Consider the following 22409-nt stretch of genomic DNA (forward strand, 5'->3'; position numbering starts at 1 on the left):
CCGGCCGTACCGCATGGGACATGCCGTATGGCCCGTACCATATGGCCCGTACCATAAGGCCTGACCGAATAGCCGAGCTGCGGTGATGTGCAGCCCGGCCTGCTGTCAGTCGGTGTTGTCAGTCAGTCGTTGATGTCGTGGTTGAAGGTCTTCACCTGGCCCTTGGGCAGGGCAAAAAAGCGGCGCATCACCAGCCAGGCCGCCAGCGACAGCACCGCAAAGATCAGCAACAGCGGCGGCAGGCTGAGACCGGCGCCCGCCAGCAGCAGCAGGCTGACCGCAGCGGCGCCGATGGCAAAGCCGAGAAAGACAAAGCCGGGCACCAGAACCTCCAGTATGGCCAGCACCAGCGCCGCGGCGCCCCACACCCACCACAAGGCCCAGAACGGCATGACCATCACTTGCCCCCTTTCAGCAGGTTGAAGGCGTTGCCAAAGGCCTCCAGCGCGTGGGCGGGGACCAGGATGGTCTGATTGCCCTCGCCCTTGCCGAGCGCGTTCAGCGATTCCACCTGTTTCAGAGCGACCTGGTATTGCGCGGCCTCGATACCGTTTTCGCGGATCGCCTTGGCGACGACTTCGGTGGCATAGGCCTCGGCCTCGGCCTGGATGCGGCGGGCCTTGGCGGTCTGTTCGGCGGCATAAAGCTCGGCATCGGCGTTCAGCTCAACCGCGCGTTTTGCGCCCTCGGCCTCGGTCACCTGGGCGCGGCGGGCGCGCTCGGCATTCAGCTGCTGCAGCATCGCGTCGCGGGTGGCCTGATCAAGGTTCACGTCCAGGATTTCGGCGCGAGTGACTTCGATGCCCCAGTCGTCTACCGCGCTTTCGACCGAATGCTGGATCTGCCCGATCAGCTGCGAGCGGTTGGATTGCACCTCGTCCAGGTCCATTTTGCCGATCTCGGCCCGCACGATGCCGGCCACGGTGGTGGCAATGGCGCCGTCCACGTCGCGGATCCGGTAGACGGTCTTTTCCGGCTCCAGGATGCGGTAGAAAACCGAAGTGTCGATCTGCACCAGCACGTTGTCCTTGGTGATCGCGTCCTGGGTGGCGTTGGGCAGCTGGCGCTCCAGGATTGACACCTTGTGGCGGGCCACATCCAGGAACGGCACGATGAAGTTAATGCCCGGCCCCAGCACCGAATGCAGGCGGCCGAACCGTTCAATCACGTATTTTTCGGACTGCGGCACGATGCGCACGCCCTTCAGTACTACGATGATCAGCAGGACCGCGCCCAGCAAGTACAGCAGGTTGCTGGAGAGAAGGTCCAGAATCAGGTCTTCGTTCATGAATATGCTTTCTGTTTCAAACGCCTGCGGGCAGGATCCTGCGCCCGTTCCGGCAGGTCAAGATAAACTGCGCCTCAAGAGGCAGAGGGTTTGAGCCGCCGCATCGGGGCCGGTCGGACCCGGTCTTCGATCTCGGCATAGATCAGCGCGGCGATGTTTTTGGAGGAGGTCTTCTCGATCCCTTCCAGCCCGGGGGAGGAATTCACCTCCAGCACCTTGGGGCCGGTTTCCGACCGCAACAGATCGACGCCGGCCACGTTGAGGCCAAAGGCACGGGCGGCGCGGACCGCAGTAGAGCGTTCCTCCTTACTGATACGCACGATTTCGGCGCTGCCGCCCAGATGCAGGTTGGAGCGGAAGTCACCCTCCGCCCCGGAGCGTTTCATCGAAGCAACCACCTTGGAGCCGACCACCAGACAGCGGATATCCACACCTGCGGCTTCCTTGACAAACTGCTGCACCAGGAAGTTGGCCTTGAGCCCGCGAAAGGCGGTGATCACGCTTTCGGCGGCCTTTGTGGTTTCCGCCAGCACCACGCCCTTGCCCTGGGTGCTTTCGAGCAGTTTCACGATCAGCGGCGCGCCGCCCACGATCTGGATCAGGCTGCCGGTGTCCTTGGGGGAGGCTGCAAAGGCGGTGGCGGGCATGCCGATCTTGTGGCGGGCCAGGATCTGATGCGCGTGCAGCTTGTCGCGGCTGGCGGTGATGCCTTCGGCGCCGTTGACGCAATAGGTGCCCACGGTTTCGAACTGGCGCAGCAGCGCGGTGCCGTATTGGGTGACGGAGGCGCCGATGCGCGGGATCACCGCATCATAGCGGGGCAGCCGCTTGCCGTCATAATGGACCTCGGGCGCCAGCGCGTTCAGCGCCATGTAGCAGCGGGTGGTATTGATCACCTCGACTGTGTGGCCGCGGTTCTCGCCCTCTTCCACCAGGCGGCGGGTGGAGTAATTGTCCTCCCGGCTGAGCACAGCAATGCGCAGCGAGCGTTTCGGGGCGGATTTGCGGATGCTGGAAGAGGAATAGACCGAATAATCCAGTTCCGGCTGGCAAAGACGTTCGCCCGGCACCACTGTCACGTTCTCGGTCAGCGCCTGGCGGCCCAGCAGCATGTGTTTCGCCATGCCGCGCCGGTCGGTCAGCGTCAGCTCCACCGGCCAGGACTGGCCTGCGATTTCCATCGGGGTTTCGATCACAAAGCGCATTTCGCTTTCGCCGTTTGACGACGTCACCTCGCGCCGGTCCTTGATCAGGGCAGAGCAAGGGATTTCCAGATCGTACTGACCGGGGATGGGATGCACCATGAAGCGCACCTTGGGGGCGCTTGCCGGGCCAAATGTTTCAATGCCGGTGGCGTGCAGCGAGGAGGTGCGGGCGCCGGTGTCGACCTTGACGCGCAATGCAGGCAGACCAAGGTTGGGCAGGCTGACCCATTCTTCCCAGCCGAGTTTCAATTGCGGTGCGGCGTCGGCTGTGGACATGGAGTTGGCTCCTTGGCATTAGGGGGGAATCACCGGTGTGCCGGTTTGAGTTTAACGGCAGGAATGGAAGATGGCAGAGCTTTTCAACTTTGAACTGAAGGCAACCGACGGCACGGCGCGCACAGGTGTCATCAATACGCCGCGCGGTGAAATCCGCACGCCTGCTTTCATGCCGGTCGGCACCGCTGCAACCGTCAAGGCGATGATGCCGGAAAGCGTGCGCGCGACCGGGGCCGATATCCTGCTGGGCAACACATACCACCTGATGCTGCGCCCGACGGCCGAACGCATCGACCGGCTGGGGGGCTTGCACAAGTTCATGAACTGGGAGCGGCCCATTCTGACGGACTCGGGCGGGTTTCAGGTGATGTCGCTGGCGGGTTTGCGCAAGCTGACCGAGAAGGGCGTGACATTCAAAAGCCATATCGACGGCTCCAAACATGAGCTGACACCGGAACGATCGATGGAGATCCAGCGGCTGCTGGGGTCCGATATCGTGATGTGTTTTGACGAATGCCCGGCGCTGCCTGCCGACCGTGACCGGATTGCGGAATCAATGCGCCTGTCGATGCGCTGGGCCGAGCGGTCGCGCGAGGCATTCGGCGACCGGCCCGGCCATGCGCTGTTCGGGATCATGCAGGGCGGGCTGGAACAGGACCTGCGCGAAGAAAGCGCCGAGGCGCTGAAGAAAATCGGGTTCGAGGGCTATGCCGTTGGCGGCCTTGCGGTGGGCGAGGGGCAGGAGGCGATGTTTGATTGCCTTGATTACGCTCCCGGTTTCCTGCCTGAAGACAAGCCGCGCTATCTGATGGGCGTGGGCAAGCCCGATGATATCGTCGGCGCTGTGGCGCGCGGCATTGACATGATGGACTGCGTGCTGCCGTCGCGGTCGGGCCGCACCGGGCAGGCCTTTACCCGCTATGGCGTGGTGAACATCAAGAACGCCCGCCATCAGGACGACCCGCGGCCCTTGGATGAGCAGTGCAGCTGCCCGGCCTGTTCAAGTTACTCGCGGGCTTACCTGCACCATGTGTTCCGCTCGAACGAGATGATTTCGGGGATGCTGCTGACCTGGCACAACCTGCATTATTTCCAGGAGATCATGCAAGGTATGCGAGAGGCGATTGCCGCCGGCAGTTTTGAGGCCTGGCAGAAGGATTTTCACGATACCCGCGCGCAGGGCGATATCGAGCCGCTGTAAACGGCGCCCCGATACCCCCGGCGCTGCTGCGCCAGGGGCGGGTTCGGATCTTGGGGCTTACTTTTTGCGCTTGATGCGTTTGGCCTGTTTGATCACCTTGCCAAGCGCTTTGCCGGCGGCGCGGCGTTCAGACGGAGACTGCGCGTTAAAGGCGTCCTCGGATCTTAGCTTTTGCCAGCGCGCAATGCGGGCGGTGTCAAGCTGACCGGCTTTGGCGGCTGCTTGGATGGCGCAGCCCGGTTCGCTTTCATGCTGGCAGTCCCTGAAACGGCAGTGTGCCGCGATATCGGTAAGATCCTGAAACACCATATCAATACCGTCCTGCGCGTCTGATATCTGCAGCTCGCGCATGCCGGGGGTGTCGATCAGCCAGCCGGCGCCGGGCAGCCGCAGCATTTGCCGGTGCGAAGTCGTATGCCGGCCTTTGCTGTCGTCTTCGCGGATGGCGCCGGTTTGCATCAGCCCGCCGCCGGCCAGGGTGTTGGCAAGCGTGGACTTGCCGACACCTGAGGAGCCGGCCAATGCCACGGTTTCTCCCAGCCCGCACCAGGCGCGCAGGCGGTTCACCTCTGCAGGGTCGGTGGCGTCGATGGTTTCGGCAACAAGGCCGGGCTGCAAGGATTGGGCCTGCGTTCGGTAGCTGTCGGGATCATCTGTGAGGTCGGCCTTGGTCAGAATGATCACCGGGGTGGTATTTGCTTCGTTTGTCAGCGCCAGAAAGCGTTCCAGCCGGGCGATGTTGAAGTCGTGATTGCAGGAGGTGACGATAAACAGCGTGTCGATGTTGGCGGCGATCAACTGTGTTTCGCGGCCGGTGCCGGGTGCGCGCCGTCTAAACAGCGAGGCCCGATCCAGCAGGACGGTTCCGTGCCCGGTTTCTGGGTCAAGCAGCAGCCAGTCCCCGACAGCGGCGCCGTCAATGGCCGGGCAGGTGAGGGGGCCGTCAGCGCTGATGAGGTCGAACTGGCTGCGGTGAATGGCGGTGATGCGGGCCGGGGCGGTGCCTTCGGCGGCATCTGCCATCTGCTGTTGAAAAAAGGGTTTGAAACCCAGTTCGCTCAGGCCGGAAGAGACCTGGGGACGCACGGGGGTGTTCAGAAAGCCGGGAAGTTTTCTGCGGTTCATGTCTTAAAACTCTCGGAGAGCCCGTTTGGCGGGCGTGGTATATTCAAATGCGGCCAAACAAAACCGGCCCGCTGGCTGCAGGTCTGAAGGTTTTTGTGTTTGGTGTGGGCCGGCATGCCGCGGGCCCGGATGACTCAGGTCATACAATCTCCGGTATTCGCCGGGCAGTTTAGGCGCTGGCGCGCAGTTGTTCAAGGTGCTGGATGCGAACCCTGTGCCCAGCAGTTGGAACCCGCCCGTATGGCTGCTGGATGATGGCTGGCCGGGCGCAACTATGTGCTGTTAAACGGCCTGTCACCTGCGGCTCTTACAGCTGCGGCGGGCCCGTTAGGCCTTTGGTCACCCTTTCACCATTTGCGCCCTTGTGGTCCGGCTGCGGTGCGGGCAAGGTGGCTGCAAACCTTGGGGCAGGGCGGTTGAAAAGTGTTAACCATCCCCCCAGATAAAGACATCAATTGAGGAGACGGGCCAAAGCTGCCGGGATCGGGGCCGGACCGTCTTGCCAAATCAAAGGACCGAGTATGCAAGAGCCACTCAATTCCTCCTACCCAGTCCTGCCGCTGCGCGACATCGTGGTTTTTCCCCACATGATCGTGCCGCTGTTTGTGGGCCGGGAAAAATCGGTGCGCGCCCTGGAAGAGGTGATGGCGGATGACAAGCAGATCCTGCTGTCCAGCCAGATCGACCCCTCCGAGGACGATCCCGAAACCGATAGCATCTATTCCGTGGGCGTGCTGGCCAATGTGCTGCAGCTGCTGAAACTGCCCGATGGCACCGTCAAGGTGCTGGTCGAGGGGCAGGCGCGCGTGAAGATCACCGAATTCCTGGAAAACGACAATTTCTTTGAGGCCAAGGCCGAAGAACTGCCGGAAATGCCCGGCGACGTCACCACCACCGAGGCGCTGGTGCGCACTGTGGGCGACGAGTTCGAGCGCTACGCCAAGGTCCGCAAGAACATCCCCGAGGAGGCCCTGTCCGCCGTGGGTGAAACCACCGAGCCGGCCAAGCTGGCAGATCTGGTTGCGGGTCATCTGGGCATCGAGGTGGACCGCAAGCAGGAACTGCTGGAAACACTGTCCATCAGCGAACGGCTGGAGAAGGTCTATGGCCTGATGCAGGGCGAAATGTCGGTTCTGCAGGTCGAGAAAAAGATCAAGACCCGCGTCAAATCCCAGATGGAGAAGACCCAGCGCGAATATTATCTGAATGAGCAGATGAAGGCCATTCAGAAGGAGCTGGGCGACGGTGAGGAAGGCGCTGGCGAAATCGCCGAGCTGGAAGAGAAAATCACCGCCACTAAACTGTCGAAAGAGGCGCGCGAAAAGGCAGACGCCGAGCTGAAGAAGCTTAAGAACATGTCGCCGATGTCGGCCGAAGCCACGGTGGTGCGCAACTATCTGGACTGGATGCTGTCGATCCCGTGGGGCACCAAGTCCCGCGTCAAGAAAGACCTGAACAAGGCGCAGGAGATCCTCGATGAGGATCACTATGGCCTGGAGAAGGTCAAGGAGCGGATCGTTGAATATCTGGCGGTGCAGCAGCGTTCAGTCAAGCTGAAGGGGCCGATCCTGTGCCTCGTCGGCCCGCCGGGCGTGGGTAAAACCTCGTTGGGTAAATCGGTTGCCAAGGCGACCGGGCGCGAATTCATCCGCATTTCGCTGGGCGGCGTGCGCGACGAGTCCGAGATCCGCGGCCACCGCCGGACCTATATCGGCTCGATGCCGGGTAAGATCATCCAGGCGCTGAAGAAGGCGAAAACCACCAACCCGCTGATCCTGCTCGATGAGATCGACAAGATGGGCCAGGATTTCCGCGGCGACCCTGCGAGCGCCATGCTGGAGGTGCTGGATCCGGAACAGAACAACACCTTCATGGATCACTATCTGGAGGTCGAGTATGACCTTTCGAACGTGATGTTCCTGACCACCTCGAACAGCTACAACATGCCCGGACCGCTGCTGGACCGGATGGAGATTATTCCGCTGTCGGGCTACACCGAGGACGAAAAGCGCGAGATCGCCAAGCAGCACCTGATTTCCAAGCAGGTTAAGAACCACGGGTTGAAAGCCAAGGAGTTCGAGCTGACCGAGGACGCGGTGACGGAGATGATCCGCACCTACACCCGCGAGGCCGGCGTGCGGAACCTGGAGCGCGAGATCGCCAAGGTGGCGCGCAAATCGCTGACCAAGATCATCAAGAAAGAGGCCGGCAGCGTGACTGTCACGGCGGACAATCTGGATGATTTCCTGGGCGTCAAGAAGTTCCGCTACGGGTTGGCCGAGATGGAAGATCAGGTTGGTGTCGTTACCGGCCTCGCCTATACATCGGTTGGCGGTGAGTTGCTGTCGATCGAGGCGCTGCGGCTGCCGGGCAAGGGCCGGATGAAGACCACCGGCAAGCTGGGCGATGTGATGAAGGAGTCAATCGAGGCGGCATCCAGTTATGTGCGCTCGATCAGCCCACAGATCGGGGTCAAGCCGCCGCAGTTCGACAAGCTGGACATCCATGTGCATGTGCCCGACGGCGCGACGCCCAAGGACGGCCCAAGCGCAGGCCTGGCGATGGTTACAGCGATTGTGTCGGTGCTGACCGGCATCCCGGTGCGCAAGGACATTGCGATGACGGGCGAGGTCACGCTGCGCGGCAATGCAAGTGCCATTGGCGGGCTCAAGGAAAAGCTGCTGGCGGCCCTGCGCGGCGGCATCAAGACCGTGCTGATCCCGCAGGAAAATGAAAAGGATCTGCCGGAAATTCCGGACAATGTGAAAGAAGGGTTGAAAATCATCCCTGTGTCCCATGTGTCCGAGGTTCTGAAACACGCGCTGGTGTCCCAGCCGGACCCCATCGAATGGGACCAGGAGGCCGAGGAAGCCGCAGCAGCCAAGGCGGCCTTGAAAGGCTCAGAGGACGGGGCGGGCGCCACTGCCCACTGATCTAGGCCTGCAGTGAATGGAAAATAGAAAGGGCGGTCCCGCAGGGCCGCCCTTTTTCAGTTTTATCTTCCGTTCCGGCCCTTCTTGCCGGGGCATGGCTCCAGGTTTCTGTGTGTCTTTCCCGACTGGCCTCAGGCGTGGGAGGAGGGCTCCCGCCCGCTGCGCGATGCGCTGATGCGCCTCAGCAGCAGTTGGGCAGGGCGCCGCACCTGGGGTGCGGCGCGCGGCCTGCCCCAACGGGGCAGCCCGCCGGGCCCAAAACCCGTATGGAGACCTGCCGCAGGCCGGGGTCCGTGCGGGTGCGGGAGCGCCCCGCGGAATCGCTTGGGACGTCGGTCAGGCCGCCTTGCTGGAACCGGCCATTCTGGTCTGTACCGTGGCAATGGCCATTTCGGCCGGGCTGACATCTGCTGCCTCAGCCTGGATCAGGATCGAAGCCATCGTTTCGTCCAGCGCTTTGAGTTTCTCGGCAACAAATCCTTTACGGTCCTTGATCCGCTGGATTTCGGTGGCGACGTTGATGATACCGCCGCCATTGGCCACAAAGTCGGGCGCATAAAGGATGCCGCGCGCGTGCAGGGCTGCGGCGTCAGCAGCGGTTGCCAGCTGGTTGTTGGCGCCGCCTGCGACGATATCCGCCTTCAGTTGCGGGATCGTCCCGGCATTCAAGATGCCGCCGATGGCACAGGGAGCAAAGATGTCTGCGTCAACACCGTAGATTCCGTCCAGCGGCACTGCTTTGGCGCCGAATTCGGCAATTGCCTGTTCTACACGGGCCTCGTCGATGTCTGTCACAATCAGCTTGGCGCCGGCCTCGGTCAGAAACTGGCAAAGATACCAGCCGACATGGCCGAGGCCCTGCACCGCAACGGTGACGCCGCCCAGATCCCGGCTGCCGTGTTTGTGGGCACGCGTGGTGCAAATCGCGTTGAAAATACCGCGGGCGGTGATGGGTGAGGGATCGCCGCTGGCATACTCGCCATCGGCAAGACCTGCCACAAACCGGGTTTCCTCTGCCAGAACCCCCATGTCGGAAGGACACATCCCCATGTCTTCGGCAGTGATGTAACGGCCGTCCAGGCTTTCGATGGCACGGGCAAAGGCACGCAGCAGCTCCGGCGATTTGTCCCGGGCAGGGTCGCCGATGATCACCGCCTTGCCGCCGCCCAGCGTCAGTCCCGCTGCGGCGTTCTTGTAGGTCATGCCTTCGCTGAGCCGCTGAACGTCGGTCAGTGCTTCCTCTTCGCTGGCATAGGGGCGCATCCGCAAACCGCCGGCAGCGGGACCCAGCCGGGTGGAGTGGATGGCGATGAAGCCAAGCGGCCCTGCGGAGGCCTCCTCGATGCGGTAGATCTCTTCATGGGTGGTCGATGCGACGGCAGTCACTGTCATCTGGATTGCTCCTCCAAAACTTTTCCCGATAATACTAGAGCGCGGGCGCCGGTTTTCACTAAATAGACCTGCCAGGGCAGTAGTGTTTGGTGGTATGCTCTGTGAGAGAAGCTTTTCTTAGAGGAAAACTCCATGGACTCAATTGATCGCAAGATTGTGGCCGCGCTTCAGCGCAATGGGCGGCTGAAGATTTCCGAATTGTCTGAGAAGGTCGGGCTATCGCCAACACCCTGTGCGCGCCGGGTGGCCAATCTGGAGGAAAGCGGCGTGATCAGCGGCTATTCCGCGCGGGTGGATCAGGCCAAGATGGGGCTGCCGGTCACGATCTTTGTGGCGGTGGAGCTGGAGCGCCAATCGACCGGCGCCCTGCAGGCTTTTGAAAAAGCGGTGCGCCAGTTCGATCAGGTGATGGAGTGCTACCTAATGACCGGCACGCGCGATATCCTGCTGCGGGTGGTGGCCGAGGATCTGCCGGATTTCGACCGGTTTCTGGAGGACCGTCTGATGCGGGTGCCGGGCATTCGCAACACCCGATCCAGTTTTACCTTGCGCACCATGATTCAGCGCGATGCCCTGCCGGCCTGCTAACCGGTTCACGCCGGAGGGGGCCTGTGTTAGGCTGACTGCACAGAGCAGGCCCGCACGCCTGGCTGCCAATCGCAACAGCGCGGCGCAGCTGAGAAACTGATGCAGGGCAAATAACAGGATCACGGGGCACAAATGGCAAGAGCAACCAGTAAAAGCAGTACATCCGGGCGCAAGTCCGGCGAAGGCAAGCCACCTGTCCGCAAGGCAGGCACGCTGAAGGCGTCCACCGCCAGGACGGCTGCTGTGAAACCTGCGGCAAGCACGTCGGAAGATGTGAACGCACCGATGCAGCGGGACGTGCCAGAGGCCAACCCGTCATCCGAAGGGTCTGCCGCACCGGAACCCGTGGTTGTAACAGCCGCTTCACCGGTTGTTGCCGCACCGGAACTGAACAAGAAGGAACTGGTGGAGCTGGCGGTCGAACGCTCCGGTGTCAAAAAGAGAGACGCAAAGCCGGTGGTGGAGGCGGTTCTGGCGCTGCTGGGCGAGGCTGTGGCCGAAGGCCGTGAACTGAACCTCAAGCCGTTCGGGAAACTGCGCATCAACCGCAGCCAGGAGCGCAGCAATGGCAAAGTGTTCGTATGCAAACTGCGCCAGCCGGCCCTCGCAAAAAGCGCGGCGGCAGAAAATTCCGGGGAAGCCGGAAATTCTTCCAATGACCCTCTTGCAGAGGCCGCGTCGGAGGGGTAGAAGCCTGCCTCACGGGTGATTAGCTCAGTGGTAGAGCGCTTCGTTCACATCGAAGATGTCAGGAGTTCAAATCTCTTATCACCCACCATTCTTTCCAAAAGGCGCTCCCTGAATAGGTTGAGCGCCTTTTCTTGTTTGCGGGGTTCCGTTGCCCCCGGCTTGCCGCTACCACTTTGGCGAAAGAACCGGGCAGGGGGCATGTGATGCAATTTCCGAAAATCTGGCTGCTGAGACACGGGCAGACCGAGTGGAATGCAGAGCACCGCATTCAGGGCCAGCTGGAATCGCCGCTGACACCGCTTGGCATTGAACATGCCCGTCGGCAGGCCGGTCTGATGGCGCCGGTGCTGGAGCAGAATCCGGCCTGCTATGCGTCCCCGCTGGGCCGTGCCCAGCAGACGGCGGATATCGCGTTGAGAGGGGCGCCGTTTGTGACCGACCCGCGCCTGGCGGAAGCCTTTGCCGGAGTGTTTCAGGGGATGACGCTGCAGGATGTCGCGCAGCGTTACCCGCAGATCCATGGCGCCAATCCGCGGAATCTGGATCTGTTCTGCGAGGCCCCCGGCGGCGAAGGCTATGCCAGCTTTCATGGCCGCATTCTGGAATTCATGCTGTCGCTGACCGGGCCGTCTGTGGTGGTGGCGCATGGGCTTTTGGGGCAAGTGATGCGCGGTATCATCTGCGGCCTGCCCCGCGACAGCATGGCGGCGCTGCCGAACGGGCAGGGGTGCGTTTATGTGCTGGAGAACGGGGTGGAAACCGTTTTGGAGTGAACCGGCGGGCAGGGTGGAAAAATCTTCGTTTTCCTCTTGCGCTGCCCGGCGGCATTGTCTAAATCCCCGCTTACCGGGTCGTTAGCTCAGTTGGTAGAGCGCTTCGTTTACACCGAAGATGTCGGGAGTTCGAGCCTCTCACGACCCACCATCCCTACCTCGCAGATTGACCGTTCTGAGATGCCGATTGGCACGTAGTCTTTGGGCTTTTTTCATCTGTTTCAAGGGATTACCGGGAGGGAGAATTTTTTTTGAGGGAAAGTCCCGAAAAAGGCAAAACACTTCTTGACGGTTCTAAGAGGTGGGAATATTACAGCCCAACATTCAGCAGCGATGCTGAACGTGCAGCGGGCGGTTGTAGCTCAGTTGGTTAGAGTACCGGCCTGTCACGCCGGGGGTCGCGGGTTCGAGCCCCGTCAACCGCGCCACTGCTGCACCTCATCCTGGGGTAAAACAGGATCCGCCCCGGAGGGGAATTGGATTGGAAACAATCCGCCGAAAGGCGAAAATGCGGTTGTAGCTCAGTTGGTTAGAGTACCGGCCTGTCACGCCGGGGGTCGCGGGTTCGAGCCCCGTCAACCGCGCCATTTTCGCCTGCCGCCCTGGCATTACAGGGTCCGCCCCGGAGGGGAACACTGGCCGGAAACGGCCGCTGAAAGGCAAATGCGCGGTTGTAGCTCAGCTGGTTAGAGTACCGGCCTGTCACGCCGGGGGTCGCGGGTTCGAGCCCCGTCAACCGCGCCACTTTCTCTCTTCTTTTAGGTATGAGCGCAGCTGTAGCATGCTTATTCGGCTGTTTCCGGAGTGTCCTGGCTGAAAGTGTTGAGCCAGCCTGGCGCGCTCTTTTCCCAAAGCGAAGAGATCAGCATGACCTGCCAGCACGAGCTGCCTGAGGGACGGTACCGCGCCCGGTAGGACAGCAGTACAGCTTTTTCTGTTATGACGCGCAGCTGCGCATCACTCAGCCGGAATTGCGCCATTACCGGCCCGTCCTTCAGTTGATCGCAATGGCCTGCCTTGCCCGAAAAGCCGCTGGGATAGACACCTAGAAAGTCCTCCGACAGCATCCGGCCATCTGCCTCGGGGTCGCCGGAAACAAGTGCCTCCCAGACCTTGGTTTCCAGGCTAAGGATTTCGGCCAGCTGCGGGCCTTTGGTCATATTCTTTTCCGTCATGGCGCCACATTGGCGAACAGGCGCATCAGGTGCAAGCAGTCAGGGCCGGGGGATCAAAGGGCTGGAGGGTTCGGGTCCGCGCCGGTGTCGTGGCGCCAGCCAGTGAGTTCGAAATCGACCCATTTCTTGAGGCGTTCCAGGTCTGCCTTGGGGATGGTTTCCAGATACCGCAGCATCACGCGGGTGCCGTGCTGATAGCCGGCGCGGTAGCTTTCTTCCGGGTCGGTCTGGTTGCCTTCGAAACCGGGCGGGCGGTTGAATCTGCTTTGTGCCATCTGCTGTCTCCATCGTAGTCCGCTGTCGCGGCAGAAATCACATACAGTATCGGATGGTTCGGATAACCAACTCTTAATCCGGGAGGGGGACCGGGATAAACGTTGGAAAAAATGCGCTGCAAGATCCTGGAGAATCCCGTGTGCGGCGGGTTTGCAGGCGATGCCACCTGTTCTTCGGGCAGCGGGCAGAGCCGGAACGCTCCCGCGCCAAAGGCGCCAGGCCCAACGGGAAGAAAGCCTCACAAGAGGCTTGATGACGGGCGGGAGTGCGCCGCTGCTGGCTAATGCATCCGGTGGCATTGGGCGGCACCGGGCGGAGCGGGGAGAAGCGGTGCCATCACTGCCGCAAGTCTTGCGCACGTCTTGAAGAGAGAGTTCATGCCTGCTTCCCGTTGTCCGGCTTGCTTCGCGGTGACCGGATTGGAGTATCCGGGCGGGGCTTCGAAGTGCACCGCCCGAAACTGGGATTACTTGCGCGACAGGGCGTCCAGGACACGGGCCCAGGACCGGATGCCCTTGTGGAAGCTCTTCAGGTCGTATTTCTCATTCGGCGAGTGGATGGCGTCGTCGTCATTGGCAAAGCCGATCAGCATCGCGTCCATGTCCAGGATCGACTTGAAGAAGCCGGCAATCGGGATCGAGCCGCCCATGCCGCAGAACACCGCTTCGCGCTCCCATTCATCCGACAGGGCGCCGCGTGCGGCCTCGAACTCGGGGCGCGACGTATTCATTACCGCGGCAGGGGAGCCTTCGAGGTCGTTGTTCCAGGCTACCGAGGCGTCAACGGGCAGGCGGTCCTCGACGTGTTTGCGGATCTTGGCACGCAGCGCATCCGGGTCCATGTCGCCGACCAGGCGGCAGGTGATCTTGCAATGCGCCTCGGACGGGATCACGGTTTTGGAGCCGGCCCCGTTGTAGCCGCCCCAAAGCCCGTTCACCTCCAGCGTCGGGCGGGCCCATTGCTGTTCCAGGGTGGAATAGGCCTTCTCGCCGTGCGGCTGCGAGTAGCCGACCGAACTCAGGTATTCGGATTCGTCAAAACCGCAGGTCTGCCACTGGCGCAGCTGGTCCTCGGGCACCTCATGCACGCCTTCATAGAAACCCTCGACGGCCACGCGCCCGGTGTCACTGTCATAAAAGGAGGCAACAATTTCCGAGAGCGTGCGCAGCGGGTTCAGGCCGGGGCCGCCGTAGTGGCCCGAATGCAAGTCGATGCGCGGGCCGGTGATGGTGAATTCGTCCTTCAGCATGCCGCGCAGCTGCGAGGAGATCGACGGCACCCCGCGCGACACCATCGACGTGTCGCAGATCAGCGCGAGGTCGGCCTTCAGCTCCCCGGCATTGGCTTCCATGAAGGGGATCAGCGAGGGGGAGCCGCTTTCCTCTTCCCCCTCAAAGAAAAAGGTTATGCGGCAGGGCAGGGAGCCGTTCACGGCCTTCCAGGCACGGCAGGCCTCGACAAAGGTCATCAGCTGGCCCTTGTCGTCCGAGGATCCGCGGCCGCGGATCACGGTGCCGTTCGGGGTTTCCTCCAGCTGCGGTTCAAACGGCGGCGTGTTCCACAGGGCAAGCGGGTCGACCGGCTGCACGTCATAGTGGCCGTAGAACAGCACATGCGGGGCCTGCGCGTTTTCCTCGCCCACATGGCCGACCACCATCGGATGGCCCGGCGTTTCGCGTTTCTCTGCCTTGATACCGATGGCGTTGAGGTCAGCCACCAGCCAGTCGGCGGCTTTGTCACAGTCGGCCTTAAAGGCGGGATCAGTGGAAATCGACTGGATCCGCAGCAGGTCCATCAGCCGTTCGGTGGCGGCGTCCAGCTCTGTGTCGATCCGGTCCAGAACATCATTCAGTGCCATCTTTCATTCTCCTGCGTGTCCGGTTGCGGGCAATTTGCCGCGGACCCTAGCAGCGGTCCTGAACAGGGGCCAGTGGGGGAAGGGCGGGGTTTCGCTTGTTTTTCCAGGGCGGCAGGTTTCCGATCCTGCGCATAGCGACGCGTGAACACGCGGCATATACGACGCAAACGGCCACAGGTTGGCCGCAGCTGTCCTTGCCCAGCCCCTGTTTAAGTTTTATTTGACCTGCATCAATGTTGCGCACCTAGGGCCGCGCGTATGCAGTTGATCAAAGGGGGTGCCTGCGGTAATCATTCCGGACCGTGAATGTGGCCGCATCGCCGACAGGCCGTGCCCTTTACACAGCCCGCGTGCCCCTGGGGCCGCATGAAGCCATGGAGATGCCGGTGGACTATACCGCGAAACTGGATGCAGCGATTGCCAGCCTTCACGACGAGGGCCGCTACCGGACCTTTATCGACATCGAGCGCAAAAAGGGCCATTTCCCGCATGCGGTCTGGACCCGTCCGGACGGCGGCGAACAGAACATCACCGTCTGGTGCGGCAATGACTATCTGGGCATGGGCCAGCATCCGGTTGTGCTGGAGGCGATGCATGATGCCATCGATTCGACCGGTGCAGGCTCCGGCGGCACCCGCAACATCTCGGGCACTACGGTTTATCACAAGCAGCTGGAGACCGAACTGGCTGATCTGCATGGCAAGGAAGCCTCGCTGCTGTTCACCTCGGCTTACATCGCCAATGACGCCACGCTAAGCACGCTGCCCAAGCTGTTCCCGGGGCTGATTATCTATTCGGATGCGCTGAACCATGCCTCGATGATCGAGGGCGTGCGCCGCAATGGCGGTGCTAAGCGAATCTTCCGCCACAACGATGTGGCCCACCTGCGCGAGCTGCTGGCAGCCGACGACCCCGCAGCACCCAAGCTGATTGCCTTCGAATCGGTCTATTCGATGGACGGCGACTTCGGCCCGATCGCGGAAATCTGCGACCTGGCGGATGAATTCGGCGCGCTGACCTATATCGACGAAGTTCACGCAGTTGGCATGTACGGCCCCCGCGGCGGCGGCGTGACTGAGCGTGACCGCCTGTCGCATCGTATCGACATCATCAACGGCACGCTGGCCAAGGCTTATGGCGTCATGGGCGGCTATATTGCGGCCTCGGCCAAGATGTGCGACGCGATCCGCTCTTATGCGCCGGGCTTCATCTTCACCACCTCGCTGGCCCCCTCTGTGGCAGCAGGGGCGGCGGCTTCGGTTGCCTATCTGAAGGGCGCGCAGGATCTGCGCGACAAGCATCAGGACCAGGCCAAGGTGCTGAAATTGCGGCTTAAGGGTCTTGGCCTGCCGATCATTGATCATGGCAGCCACATCGTGCCGGTGATTGTCGGCAACCCGGTCCACACAAAAGTGCTGTCCGACCATCTGCTGGAGGACTATGGCATCTACGTGCAGCCTATCAACTATCCGACTGTGCCGCGCGGCACCGAGCGTTTGCGCTTTACCCCGTCGCCGGTGCACGGCCCCAAGGAAATCGACGCGCTGGTTCAGGCGATGGACGCATTGTGGTCGCATTGTGCGCTGAATCGTGCCGAACTTGCCGGGTAACATACTGATCAGTGTAAATTTACCTTCAGTGTGTTACGCTGTTGCTAATCAATGAGCGGATCTGAGTCGCAATTGTGATTCTTTCACCGCCCTGAACAGATTGCGGCAGGCAAAAATGGGACAGCAGGCATGATCGGGCGCTTCACCCAGCGCAAGCAAGAAGAGCATGGCGGAACGGCAGAGCCGAAGGGTTTTGACGATTTCGAATTGAAGCTCGGCGACATTATGCGCGGTGAGCGGGCAACGATGGGTAAGTCGTTGCTTGATGTGCAGCGTGAGCTGCGGATCAAGGCGTCCTACATCGCCGCAATCGAGAATTCCGACCCTTCCGCCTTTGACACGCCCGGCTTCATCGCCGGGTATGTGCGTTCTTATGCTCGCTATCTGAATATGGACGCAGAAGAAGCTTTTCAGGATTTCTGCACCGAAAGCGGATTTACTGTTGCCCATGGCATGTCTGCCGAGGCTTCCAGCCGGACCAAAGACGGCGCCGGCCCGGCAGTCACATCCACCGGGCTGGGCGGCGATGCTTTTGCCTCGCCCAACACACCGTTTATTCCCGCCCCCAGCAGTTTCCTCAGCCAGATCGAACCGCGGGCTGTCGGCTCGCTGATGGTGCTGGCAGCGCTGATCGGCGGCATCGGCTATGGCGGCTGGGCTGTCTTGAAAGAGGTGCAGCAGGTGCAGTTCGCACCAGTGGATCAAACACCTGCGGTGCTGGCTGACCTTGATCCGCTGAACAGCGCGGTTCTGAATGCAGCCGGGGACGCGCAGGATCCGGCAGCTGAGGCGCTGGACCGGCTTTACCGCCCGCAGGCTCTGGATGTGCCTGTGCTGGTGGCGCGCGATGCACCGATTTCGACCCTGGATCCGTCCGCTCTGGGCAATTTTGCTGCGCCCGAAGTGCCCTCGCTGGCCTTTGCCGAAGCCAGCCTGCCCTATGAGGGCGGGGGGCCGCTGCAATTGGTGCCGCAGGTTGTGGCCGAGGTCGAACCCGGCGTTGAAATGGTTGCGGTGCGCCCGTCCTGGGTGCAGGTCACCGCGGCAGATGGCAGCGTGATCCTGGAAACCATCATGGACGCAGGCCAGCGGTTTGAGGTGCCTTTGACCGAAGACGCCCCGCGCCTGCGCACCGGCGAAAGCAGCGCAATTTATTTCGCGGTGAACGGCGAACATTTCGGCCCGGTCGGCGAACGCGGCCAGGTATCCAAGAATATCGACCTGTCGATGGATGCGATCACCAACCGGTTTGCACTGGCTGATCTGGCCGATGGCAGCAATGAAGCATTGGCAACACTGGTCGCCGAGCTGCAGGCGGACCAGCCGGACGAGTAACTGTTACCGCGATTGTGCCCGGCGAATCCCGCCGCAAGAGGCGGGCTGCCATTGCAGCGCCGCCTCTCAGCACGTATCTAGCTGCTAACAGGATCCAGCCGGGACGCATTCCTCATGTCGATCAACCACATCCGCCCCTGGCGCCATATCGAGCGCCGCAAAAGCCGCCAGATCCATGTCGGCAATGTGCCCGTCGGCGGCGACGCCCCGATTGCGGTGCAAACGATGACCAACACGCTGACCACCGATGTGGCCGGCACCGTGGCCCAGATCCAGGCAGCGGCTGAGGCAGGCGCGGATTTGGTCCGGGTCTCGGTCCCGGATGAGGCGTCCTCCAAGGCGCTGAAGGAGATTGTGCGCGAAAGCCCGGTTCCGATCGTGGCCGATATCCATTTCCACTACAAACGCGGCATAGAGGCCGCCGAGGCGGGTGCCGCCTGCCTGCGCATCAACCCGGGTAACATCGGCGACGAAAAACGCGTGGCCGAGGTGATCAATGCCGCAAAAGATCACAATTGCTCAATCCGCATCGGGGTGAATGCCGGGTCGCTGGAAAAGCACCTCCTGGATAAATACGGCGAGCCCTGCCCGGAAGCGATGGTAGAGTCCGGCCTCGACCATATCCGCATCCTGCAAGACCATGATTTCCACGAATTCAAAATCTCGGTGAAAGCATCGGATGTTTTCATGTCCGCCGCCGCATACCAGCAGCTGGCAGAGGCGACCGACGCGCCGATCCACCTCGGCATCACCGAGGCGGGCGGCTTTGTTTCCGGCACCATCAAGTCGGCAATCGGCCTGGGTCAATTGCTGTGGATGGGCATTGGCGACACCCTGCGCGTCAGCCTTTCTGCCGATCCGGTGGAGGAGGTGAAAGTCGGCTTTGAGATCCTCAAATCCCTCGGCCTGCGCCACCGCGGCGTCAATATCATCTCCTGCCCCAGTTGCGCGCGCCAAGGGTTCAACGTGATCAAGACGGTGGAAACGCTGGAAGAACGGCTTGCCCATATCCACACTCCGATGAGCCTCAGCATCATCGGCTGCGTGGTGAACGGGCCGGGTGAGGCGCTGATGACCGACGTCGGCTTCACTGGCGGCGGCGCGGGTGCGGGCATGGTTTATCTGGCGGGCAAGGCCAGCCACAAGATGTCCAACGAACAGATGGTCGACCACATCGTTGAAGAGGTCGAGAAAAAGGCCTCGGAAATTGAAGCGGAAATGGCCGCTCAAGCTGCGGAATAACCCCGCAGGCCTGCTTCAGCCTGCCCGCTTTTTCACCTTTGCAAAAATACTCCGGGGTCCGGGCAGAGCCCCGGTCCCGCGGCTTCGTCGTCAGGCGTCAGCTTTGCTGGTCGCGGATTTCAGCCACTATGATCTCCATCTGGTCGGCGGGCAGGTAGCCGCGCAGCAACTCATTGCCCAGCACAAAAGTCGGGGTGCCGGAGATTGCCATCTTCTGTGCCAGCGCGCGGGTCTGGCGCAGCTCGGCCGTCACCTCTTCGCTGTCCATCTTGGCAAAGATCGCATCGCTATCCAATGACAGCCCGTCCGCGATCCGGCGCAAAGCCACCTCGTTCGGCTCGCTGCCGAATTCAATCAGCGCATCATGCACATGCTTATAGGCGTCATTCCCCGCAACCAGTTTGGTTGCCACGGCAAAGCGCGACGACAGCACCGAGGCTTCGCCCAGGATCGGGAACTCCTTGATCACCAGGCGGATATTACCGTCGCCTTTCACCAGCTTTTCCACCTCGGGGGCTGCCCGGCGGCAGTAACCGCAGCGGTAGTCCATGAACTCAACCAGGGTGATGTCGCCATCCGGGTTGCCGCCGACCCAGGAATAACCATCGTTCTGCAGCTCTGCCAGATTGTCTGTGACCAGCGTGTCATCGCGGACAGCCTCGGCCTGCTGCTGGCGCTGTTCCAGCAGATCAACCGCTTCCAGGATCAGCTCGGGGTTCTCCAGCAGATAGGCACGGATCTGTTCGCCAAAAGCCTCACGTTCGGCTTCTGACATATTGCTGAGGTCCAGCGCCTGCGCCGGGGTGCTCAGCAGGGCGAGGGCAGTGGCTGCCGCCGTGGCAGCGCGGGTAAAGGGTTTCATTTTCGTCTTTTCCTTTTCTGAGCTTGTTCATAGGCCGCCAGCACATCCTGTGCCCGCCGCGCGGCGGCGGATCCTGCAGGCAGCTGGGCGACGGCCCGTTTGGCATGAATTCCGGCGTCATCCAGACGCCCTTGCAAGGCATAGCGTTCGGCGGTGACCAGCGCCGCCAGGCCGCGCTGGCCGGTCTTGGCATAGGCCAGCGACATGTCGCGCAGCAGCACCTGATTGCGGAAATCGATGGCGCGGGCGCGTTCCATGGATTGCAGCGCCGCTTTCGGCTGGCCCGCGGCTAGCTGCGCACGCCCGTAACCGGAAAGGATCAGCGGGTCCTTGGGGGCCAGTTTCACCGCCTTGCCATAGGCCGCCAATGCGGCGCCCCATTGCCGGTTCTCTATCAGGATCTGTCCCTTCAGCTCATGATAGAAGGGATCGGAGGGCCGGATCGCCAGCGCGCCATTCACCGCCTTCAGGGCCTTCTTTAAATTCCTCTGCCGGTGATAGGCGGCGGCCTCGCGCATCAGGCGCACGTCTTTGTACTGTTCCTCGCGCACCCGGCGCAGGGTCCATTTCGGGGCACGGGTAAACCCCGACAGCTTGCCGCGCACCCGGGCGAACCAGTATTGCGCCTCGGCACTGGCCTCACCCTTGTCGCCATGCGCCGCGAGATAGGCCTGCGCGGCGCGGATACGGTCGCGGCTAAGCGGGTGAGAGCGGGTATAGGGGTCCTGGCTGCCGGCACTCAGCACTTCCTGACCGGCAAAGGCGCGGTGCAGATCAACCAGCCCCTGCGGGCTGATGCCGGCACGGTTGAGGTAATCCGCGGCAGAACGGTCGGCCGAGCTTTCTTCGGCGCGGGTATGGGACAGAAACCTGCGCAGCGCGGAATTCTGCGTGCCGATGGCAATGCCGCCCGCGGCGTCGCCCGCACCCGCCGCCGCAGCCAGAACCGCAAGCGCCACGCCCAAACCGGCAGCGCTGCTGGCCGAGCGCAGGTTCTGCATCCGCCGCGCCAGGTGGCCATTGGTGATATGGGCGGCCTCATGGGCGATCACTGCCTGCAGCATCTCGGGGAGGTCACCTTGAGGATCAGCCCGTAATTCACGAATATCGTTCGCGAATCCAAGACAAAGGCATTGAAGGCGGAATCGTTGACCAGCAGGATCCGGACCCGGTTCGCATTCAACCCCGCGGCCCGCAGCACTGGTGCGGCCAGCTTGTTCAGACCGTGTTCCACGTCAGGGTCACGCAACAGCGAGATCGACGCCGCCTGCGCCGCCGCTGCAAATTGAAACAACGCGCAAAGCACAAGAGCCGGGATTGACGCCAGCCGGAAGAAACGGTCAAAACTCATGCGCGCACCATGGGAGATCAGAATGCGAAACTCAAGCCGATCCAGCGTTGATCCGTTTATTGTGATGGACGTGATGGAGGCCGCCCGCAAGGCCGAGGAAGCCGGCCGCCATATCATCCATATGGAGGTGGGCCAGCCATCGACGGGGGCGCCCTCCGGTGCGCTGAAGGCGCTGGGGAATGCGCTGGAAAACAATGCTTTGGGCTATACTGTTGCACTGGGTCTGCCGGAGCTGCGCCAGCGCATCGCGCGGCTGTACGGCGACTGGTATAATGTTGATCTCAATCCGGATCGGGTGATCGTGACGCCGGGCTCCTCCGGCGCCTTTCTGCTGAGTTTCACCGCGCTGTTCGACAGCGGCGACCGGGTGGGGATCGGCGCGCCGGGCTACCCGTCCTACCGGCAGATTCTGAAGGCGCTGGGGCTGACGCCGGTGGACATTCAGACCGCACCGGAAAACCGGCTGCAGCCAGTGGCCGCGGATTTGAAGGGGCAGGATCTGGCAGGCCTCATGGTGGCCTCGCCCGCCAATCCATCCGGCACCATGCTGGACCGTACCGCGATGGGCGATCTGATCGACGCGGCGCGGGGTGAGGGCGCCAGTTTCATCTCCGACGAGATCTATCACGGGCTGGAGTATGAGGCGAAGGCGGTCACCGCGCTGGAGCTGACGGATGAGGCTTATGTTATCAATTCCTTCTCCAAGTTCTTCTCGATGACCGGCTGGCGGGTGGGCTGGATGGTGGTGCCCGAGGATCACGTGCGGGTGGTGGAACGCATAGCCCAGAACATGTTTATCTGCGCCCCGCACGCCAGTCAGGTGGCGGCACTGGCGGCGCTTGATTGCGAGGATGAGATGCGCGAAAACCTGGCCGTCTACGCAAAGAACCGCCAGCTGATGCTGGACGGGCTGCCTAAGGCCGGTTTCACCAAAATCGCGCCGCCGGACGGGGCGTTTTATGTCTATGCCGATGTGTCGGACCTGACCGCGGACAGCCGCAGCTTTGCCGCGGAAATCCTTGATAGTGCGGGTGTTGCAGTGACGCCGGGGCTGGATTTTGACCTTGTTCGTGGCGCCACCACACTGCGGTTCTCTTATGCGCGATCGACGGCGGATATTGAAGAAGGGCTGGCGCGGCTGGAAAAATTCATGGCCGCGCGCGGCTGACCACAGAAGGCGGATTTTCAATCCGGGCGGAATTGCCTAGTCTGCGCCGAAAACCAAGAAC

At 61.9% G+C, this 22409-nt stretch carries 18 protein-coding genes, 5 tRNA genes and 1 pseudogene; 14 read left to right on the forward strand and 10 right to left on the reverse strand.

Going from position 1 to position 22409, the window contains the following annotated elements:
- Nucleotides 1–122: 122 nt before the first annotated feature.
- The 3 genes from ETW23_RS07335 to rimK all read right to left on the reverse strand — a co-directional run bounded on the left by ETW23_RS07335 (nt 123) and on the right by rimK (nt 2769).
- A complete protein-coding gene (locus ETW23_RS07335; protein ID WP_134829593.1) occupies nt 123–398 on the reverse strand; it encodes an NfeD family protein in 276 nt (91 codons plus the stop codon).
- Nucleotides 398–1288, reverse strand: coding sequence for an SPFH domain-containing protein (locus ETW23_RS07340; RefSeq protein WP_129371308.1), 891 nt, complete (start codon nt 1286–1288; stop codon nt 398–400). Before ETW23_RS07340 ends, ETW23_RS07335 begins: the two co-directional genes overlap by 1 nt.
- 74 nt (nt 1289–1362) lie before the next feature.
- Nucleotides 1363–2769, reverse strand: a complete 1407-nt coding sequence (rimK, locus tag ETW23_RS07345; RefSeq protein WP_129371307.1) for a 30S ribosomal protein S6--L-glutamate ligase — start codon at nt 2767–2769, stop codon at nt 1363–1365.
- Between the two features lie 70 nt (nt 2770–2839).
- On the opposite strand from rimK, the gene tgt reads away from it, so the two are divergent.
- Entirely contained in the window at nt 2840–3970 is a 1131-nt protein-coding gene (tgt, locus tag ETW23_RS07350) for a tRNA guanosine(34) transglycosylase Tgt (protein WP_129371306.1), read from the forward strand.
- A 57-nt stretch (nt 3971–4027) separates the two neighbouring features.
- On the opposite strand, the gene rsgA is transcribed toward tgt, so the two are convergent.
- Entirely contained in the window at nt 4028–5095 is a 1068-nt protein-coding gene (rsgA, locus tag ETW23_RS07355) for a ribosome small subunit-dependent GTPase A (protein WP_134829594.1), read from the reverse strand.
- 521 nt (nt 5096–5616) lie between these two features.
- Here rsgA and lon point away from each other — a divergent pair.
- Nucleotides 5617–8028 carry an endopeptidase La gene (gene lon / locus ETW23_RS07360; RefSeq protein ID WP_134829595.1) on the forward strand — a complete coding sequence of 804 codons (2412 nt, stop codon included), beginning with the start codon at nt 5617–5619 and terminating at the stop codon, nt 8026–8028.
- A gap of 336 nt (nt 8029–8364) precedes the next feature.
- On the opposite strand, the gene ETW23_RS07365 is transcribed toward lon, so the two are convergent.
- Nucleotides 8365–9420 (reverse strand): Glu/Leu/Phe/Val dehydrogenase, encoded by a 1056-nt coding sequence (locus ETW23_RS07365; protein ID WP_205879945.1) that lies wholly within the window; start codon nt 9418–9420, stop codon nt 8365–8367.
- Between the two features lie 132 nt (nt 9421–9552).
- On the opposite strand from ETW23_RS07365, the gene ETW23_RS07370 reads away from it, so the two are divergent.
- The 8 genes from ETW23_RS07370 to ETW23_RS07405 all read left to right on the forward strand — a co-directional run bounded on the left by ETW23_RS07370 (nt 9553) and on the right by ETW23_RS07405 (nt 12215).
- Entirely contained in the window at nt 9553–10008 is a 456-nt protein-coding gene (locus tag ETW23_RS07370) for an Lrp/AsnC family transcriptional regulator (protein WP_129371302.1), read from the forward strand.
- A 132-nt stretch (nt 10009–10140) separates the two neighbouring features.
- Nucleotides 10141–10698 (forward strand): HU family DNA-binding protein, encoded by a 558-nt coding sequence (locus ETW23_RS07375; protein ID WP_247676829.1) that lies wholly within the window; start codon nt 10141–10143, stop codon nt 10696–10698.
- Nucleotides 10699–10711: 13 nt separating this feature from the next.
- Nucleotides 10712–10786: transfer RNA gene (locus ETW23_RS07380), tRNA-Val, on the forward strand.
- 115 nt (nt 10787–10901) lie between these two features.
- On the forward strand, nt 10902–11471 hold the full coding sequence (locus ETW23_RS07385; RefSeq protein ID WP_134829597.1) for a histidine phosphatase family protein: 570 nt from the start codon (nt 10902–10904) through the stop codon (nt 11469–11471).
- 75 nt (nt 11472–11546) lie between these two features.
- Nucleotides 11547–11622, forward strand: a tRNA-Val gene (locus ETW23_RS07390).
- A 200-nt stretch (nt 11623–11822) separates the two neighbouring features.
- Nucleotides 11823–11899 (forward strand) — tRNA-Asp (locus tag ETW23_RS07395).
- Between the two features lie 82 nt (nt 11900–11981).
- Nucleotides 11982–12058: transfer RNA gene (locus tag ETW23_RS07400), tRNA-Asp, on the forward strand.
- Between the two features lie 80 nt (nt 12059–12138).
- Nucleotides 12139–12215: transfer RNA gene (locus tag ETW23_RS07405), tRNA-Asp, on the forward strand.
- Nucleotides 12216–12256: 41 nt separating this feature from the next.
- Here the strand turns inward: ETW23_RS07405 and ETW23_RS07410 are convergent.
- The 3 genes from ETW23_RS07410 to ETW23_RS07420 form a co-directional block, all read right to left on the reverse strand.
- A complete protein-coding gene (locus ETW23_RS07410; protein ID WP_254695165.1) occupies nt 12257–12631 on the reverse strand; it encodes a nuclear transport factor 2 family protein in 375 nt (124 codons plus the stop codon).
- Nucleotides 12632–12699: 68 nt separating this feature from the next.
- Complete coding sequence (locus ETW23_RS07415; RefSeq protein WP_129371299.1) at nt 12700–12921, reverse strand: hypothetical protein; 222 nt, start codon at nt 12919–12921, stop codon at nt 12700–12702.
- A 467-nt stretch (nt 12922–13388) separates the two neighbouring features.
- The gene (locus ETW23_RS07420) at nt 13389–14780 is read right to left on the reverse strand and encodes a M20/M25/M40 family metallo-hydrolase (RefSeq protein ID WP_134829599.1); all 1392 of its coding nucleotides are present in this window, start codon (nt 14778–14780) and stop codon (nt 13389–13391) included.
- Between the two features lie 374 nt (nt 14781–15154).
- On the opposite strand from ETW23_RS07420, the gene hemA reads away from it, so the two are divergent.
- From hemA to ispG, 3 genes are all read left to right on the forward strand, one after another.
- A complete protein-coding gene (hemA, locus tag ETW23_RS07425) occupies nt 15155–16390 on the forward strand; it encodes a 5-aminolevulinate synthase (RefSeq protein ID WP_134831278.1) in 1236 nt (411 codons plus the stop codon).
- Between the two features lie 129 nt (nt 16391–16519).
- Entirely contained in the window at nt 16520–17725 is a 1206-nt protein-coding gene (locus ETW23_RS07430) for a helix-turn-helix domain-containing protein (protein WP_134829600.1), read from the forward strand.
- A gap of 114 nt (nt 17726–17839) precedes the next feature.
- Nucleotides 17840–18967 (forward strand): flavodoxin-dependent (E)-4-hydroxy-3-methylbut-2-enyl-diphosphate synthase, encoded by a 1128-nt coding sequence (gene ispG, locus ETW23_RS07435; protein ID WP_134829601.1) that lies wholly within the window; start codon nt 17840–17842, stop codon nt 18965–18967.
- Nucleotides 18968–19064: 97 nt separating this feature from the next.
- On the opposite strand, the gene ETW23_RS07440 is transcribed toward ispG, so the two are convergent.
- Both ETW23_RS07440 and ETW23_RS07445 read right to left on the reverse strand, forming a co-directional pair.
- Nucleotides 19065–19829 carry a DsbA family protein gene (locus ETW23_RS07440; RefSeq protein ID WP_134829602.1) on the reverse strand — a complete coding sequence of 255 codons (765 nt, stop codon included), beginning with the start codon at nt 19827–19829 and terminating at the stop codon, nt 19065–19067.
- Nucleotides 19826–21180: pseudogene (locus ETW23_RS07445) on the reverse strand (M48 family metalloprotease). The gene ETW23_RS07440 and the pseudogene ETW23_RS07445 overlap by 4 nt, the downstream one beginning before the upstream one ends.
- Before the next feature lie 22 nt (nt 21181–21202).
- Between ETW23_RS07445 and ETW23_RS07450 the strand changes: the two are divergent.
- Nucleotides 21203–22348: a pyridoxal phosphate-dependent aminotransferase gene (locus ETW23_RS07450; RefSeq protein ID WP_134829603.1), complete on the forward strand. Its 1146-nt coding sequence runs from the start codon at nt 21203–21205 to the stop codon at nt 22346–22348.
- Nucleotides 22349–22409: the final 61 nt, after the last annotated feature.

The sequence above is a fragment of the Leisingera sp. NJS201 genome (assembly GCF_004535885.1).
Classification (GTDB): domain Bacteria; phylum Pseudomonadota; class Alphaproteobacteria; order Rhodobacterales; family Rhodobacteraceae; genus Leisingera.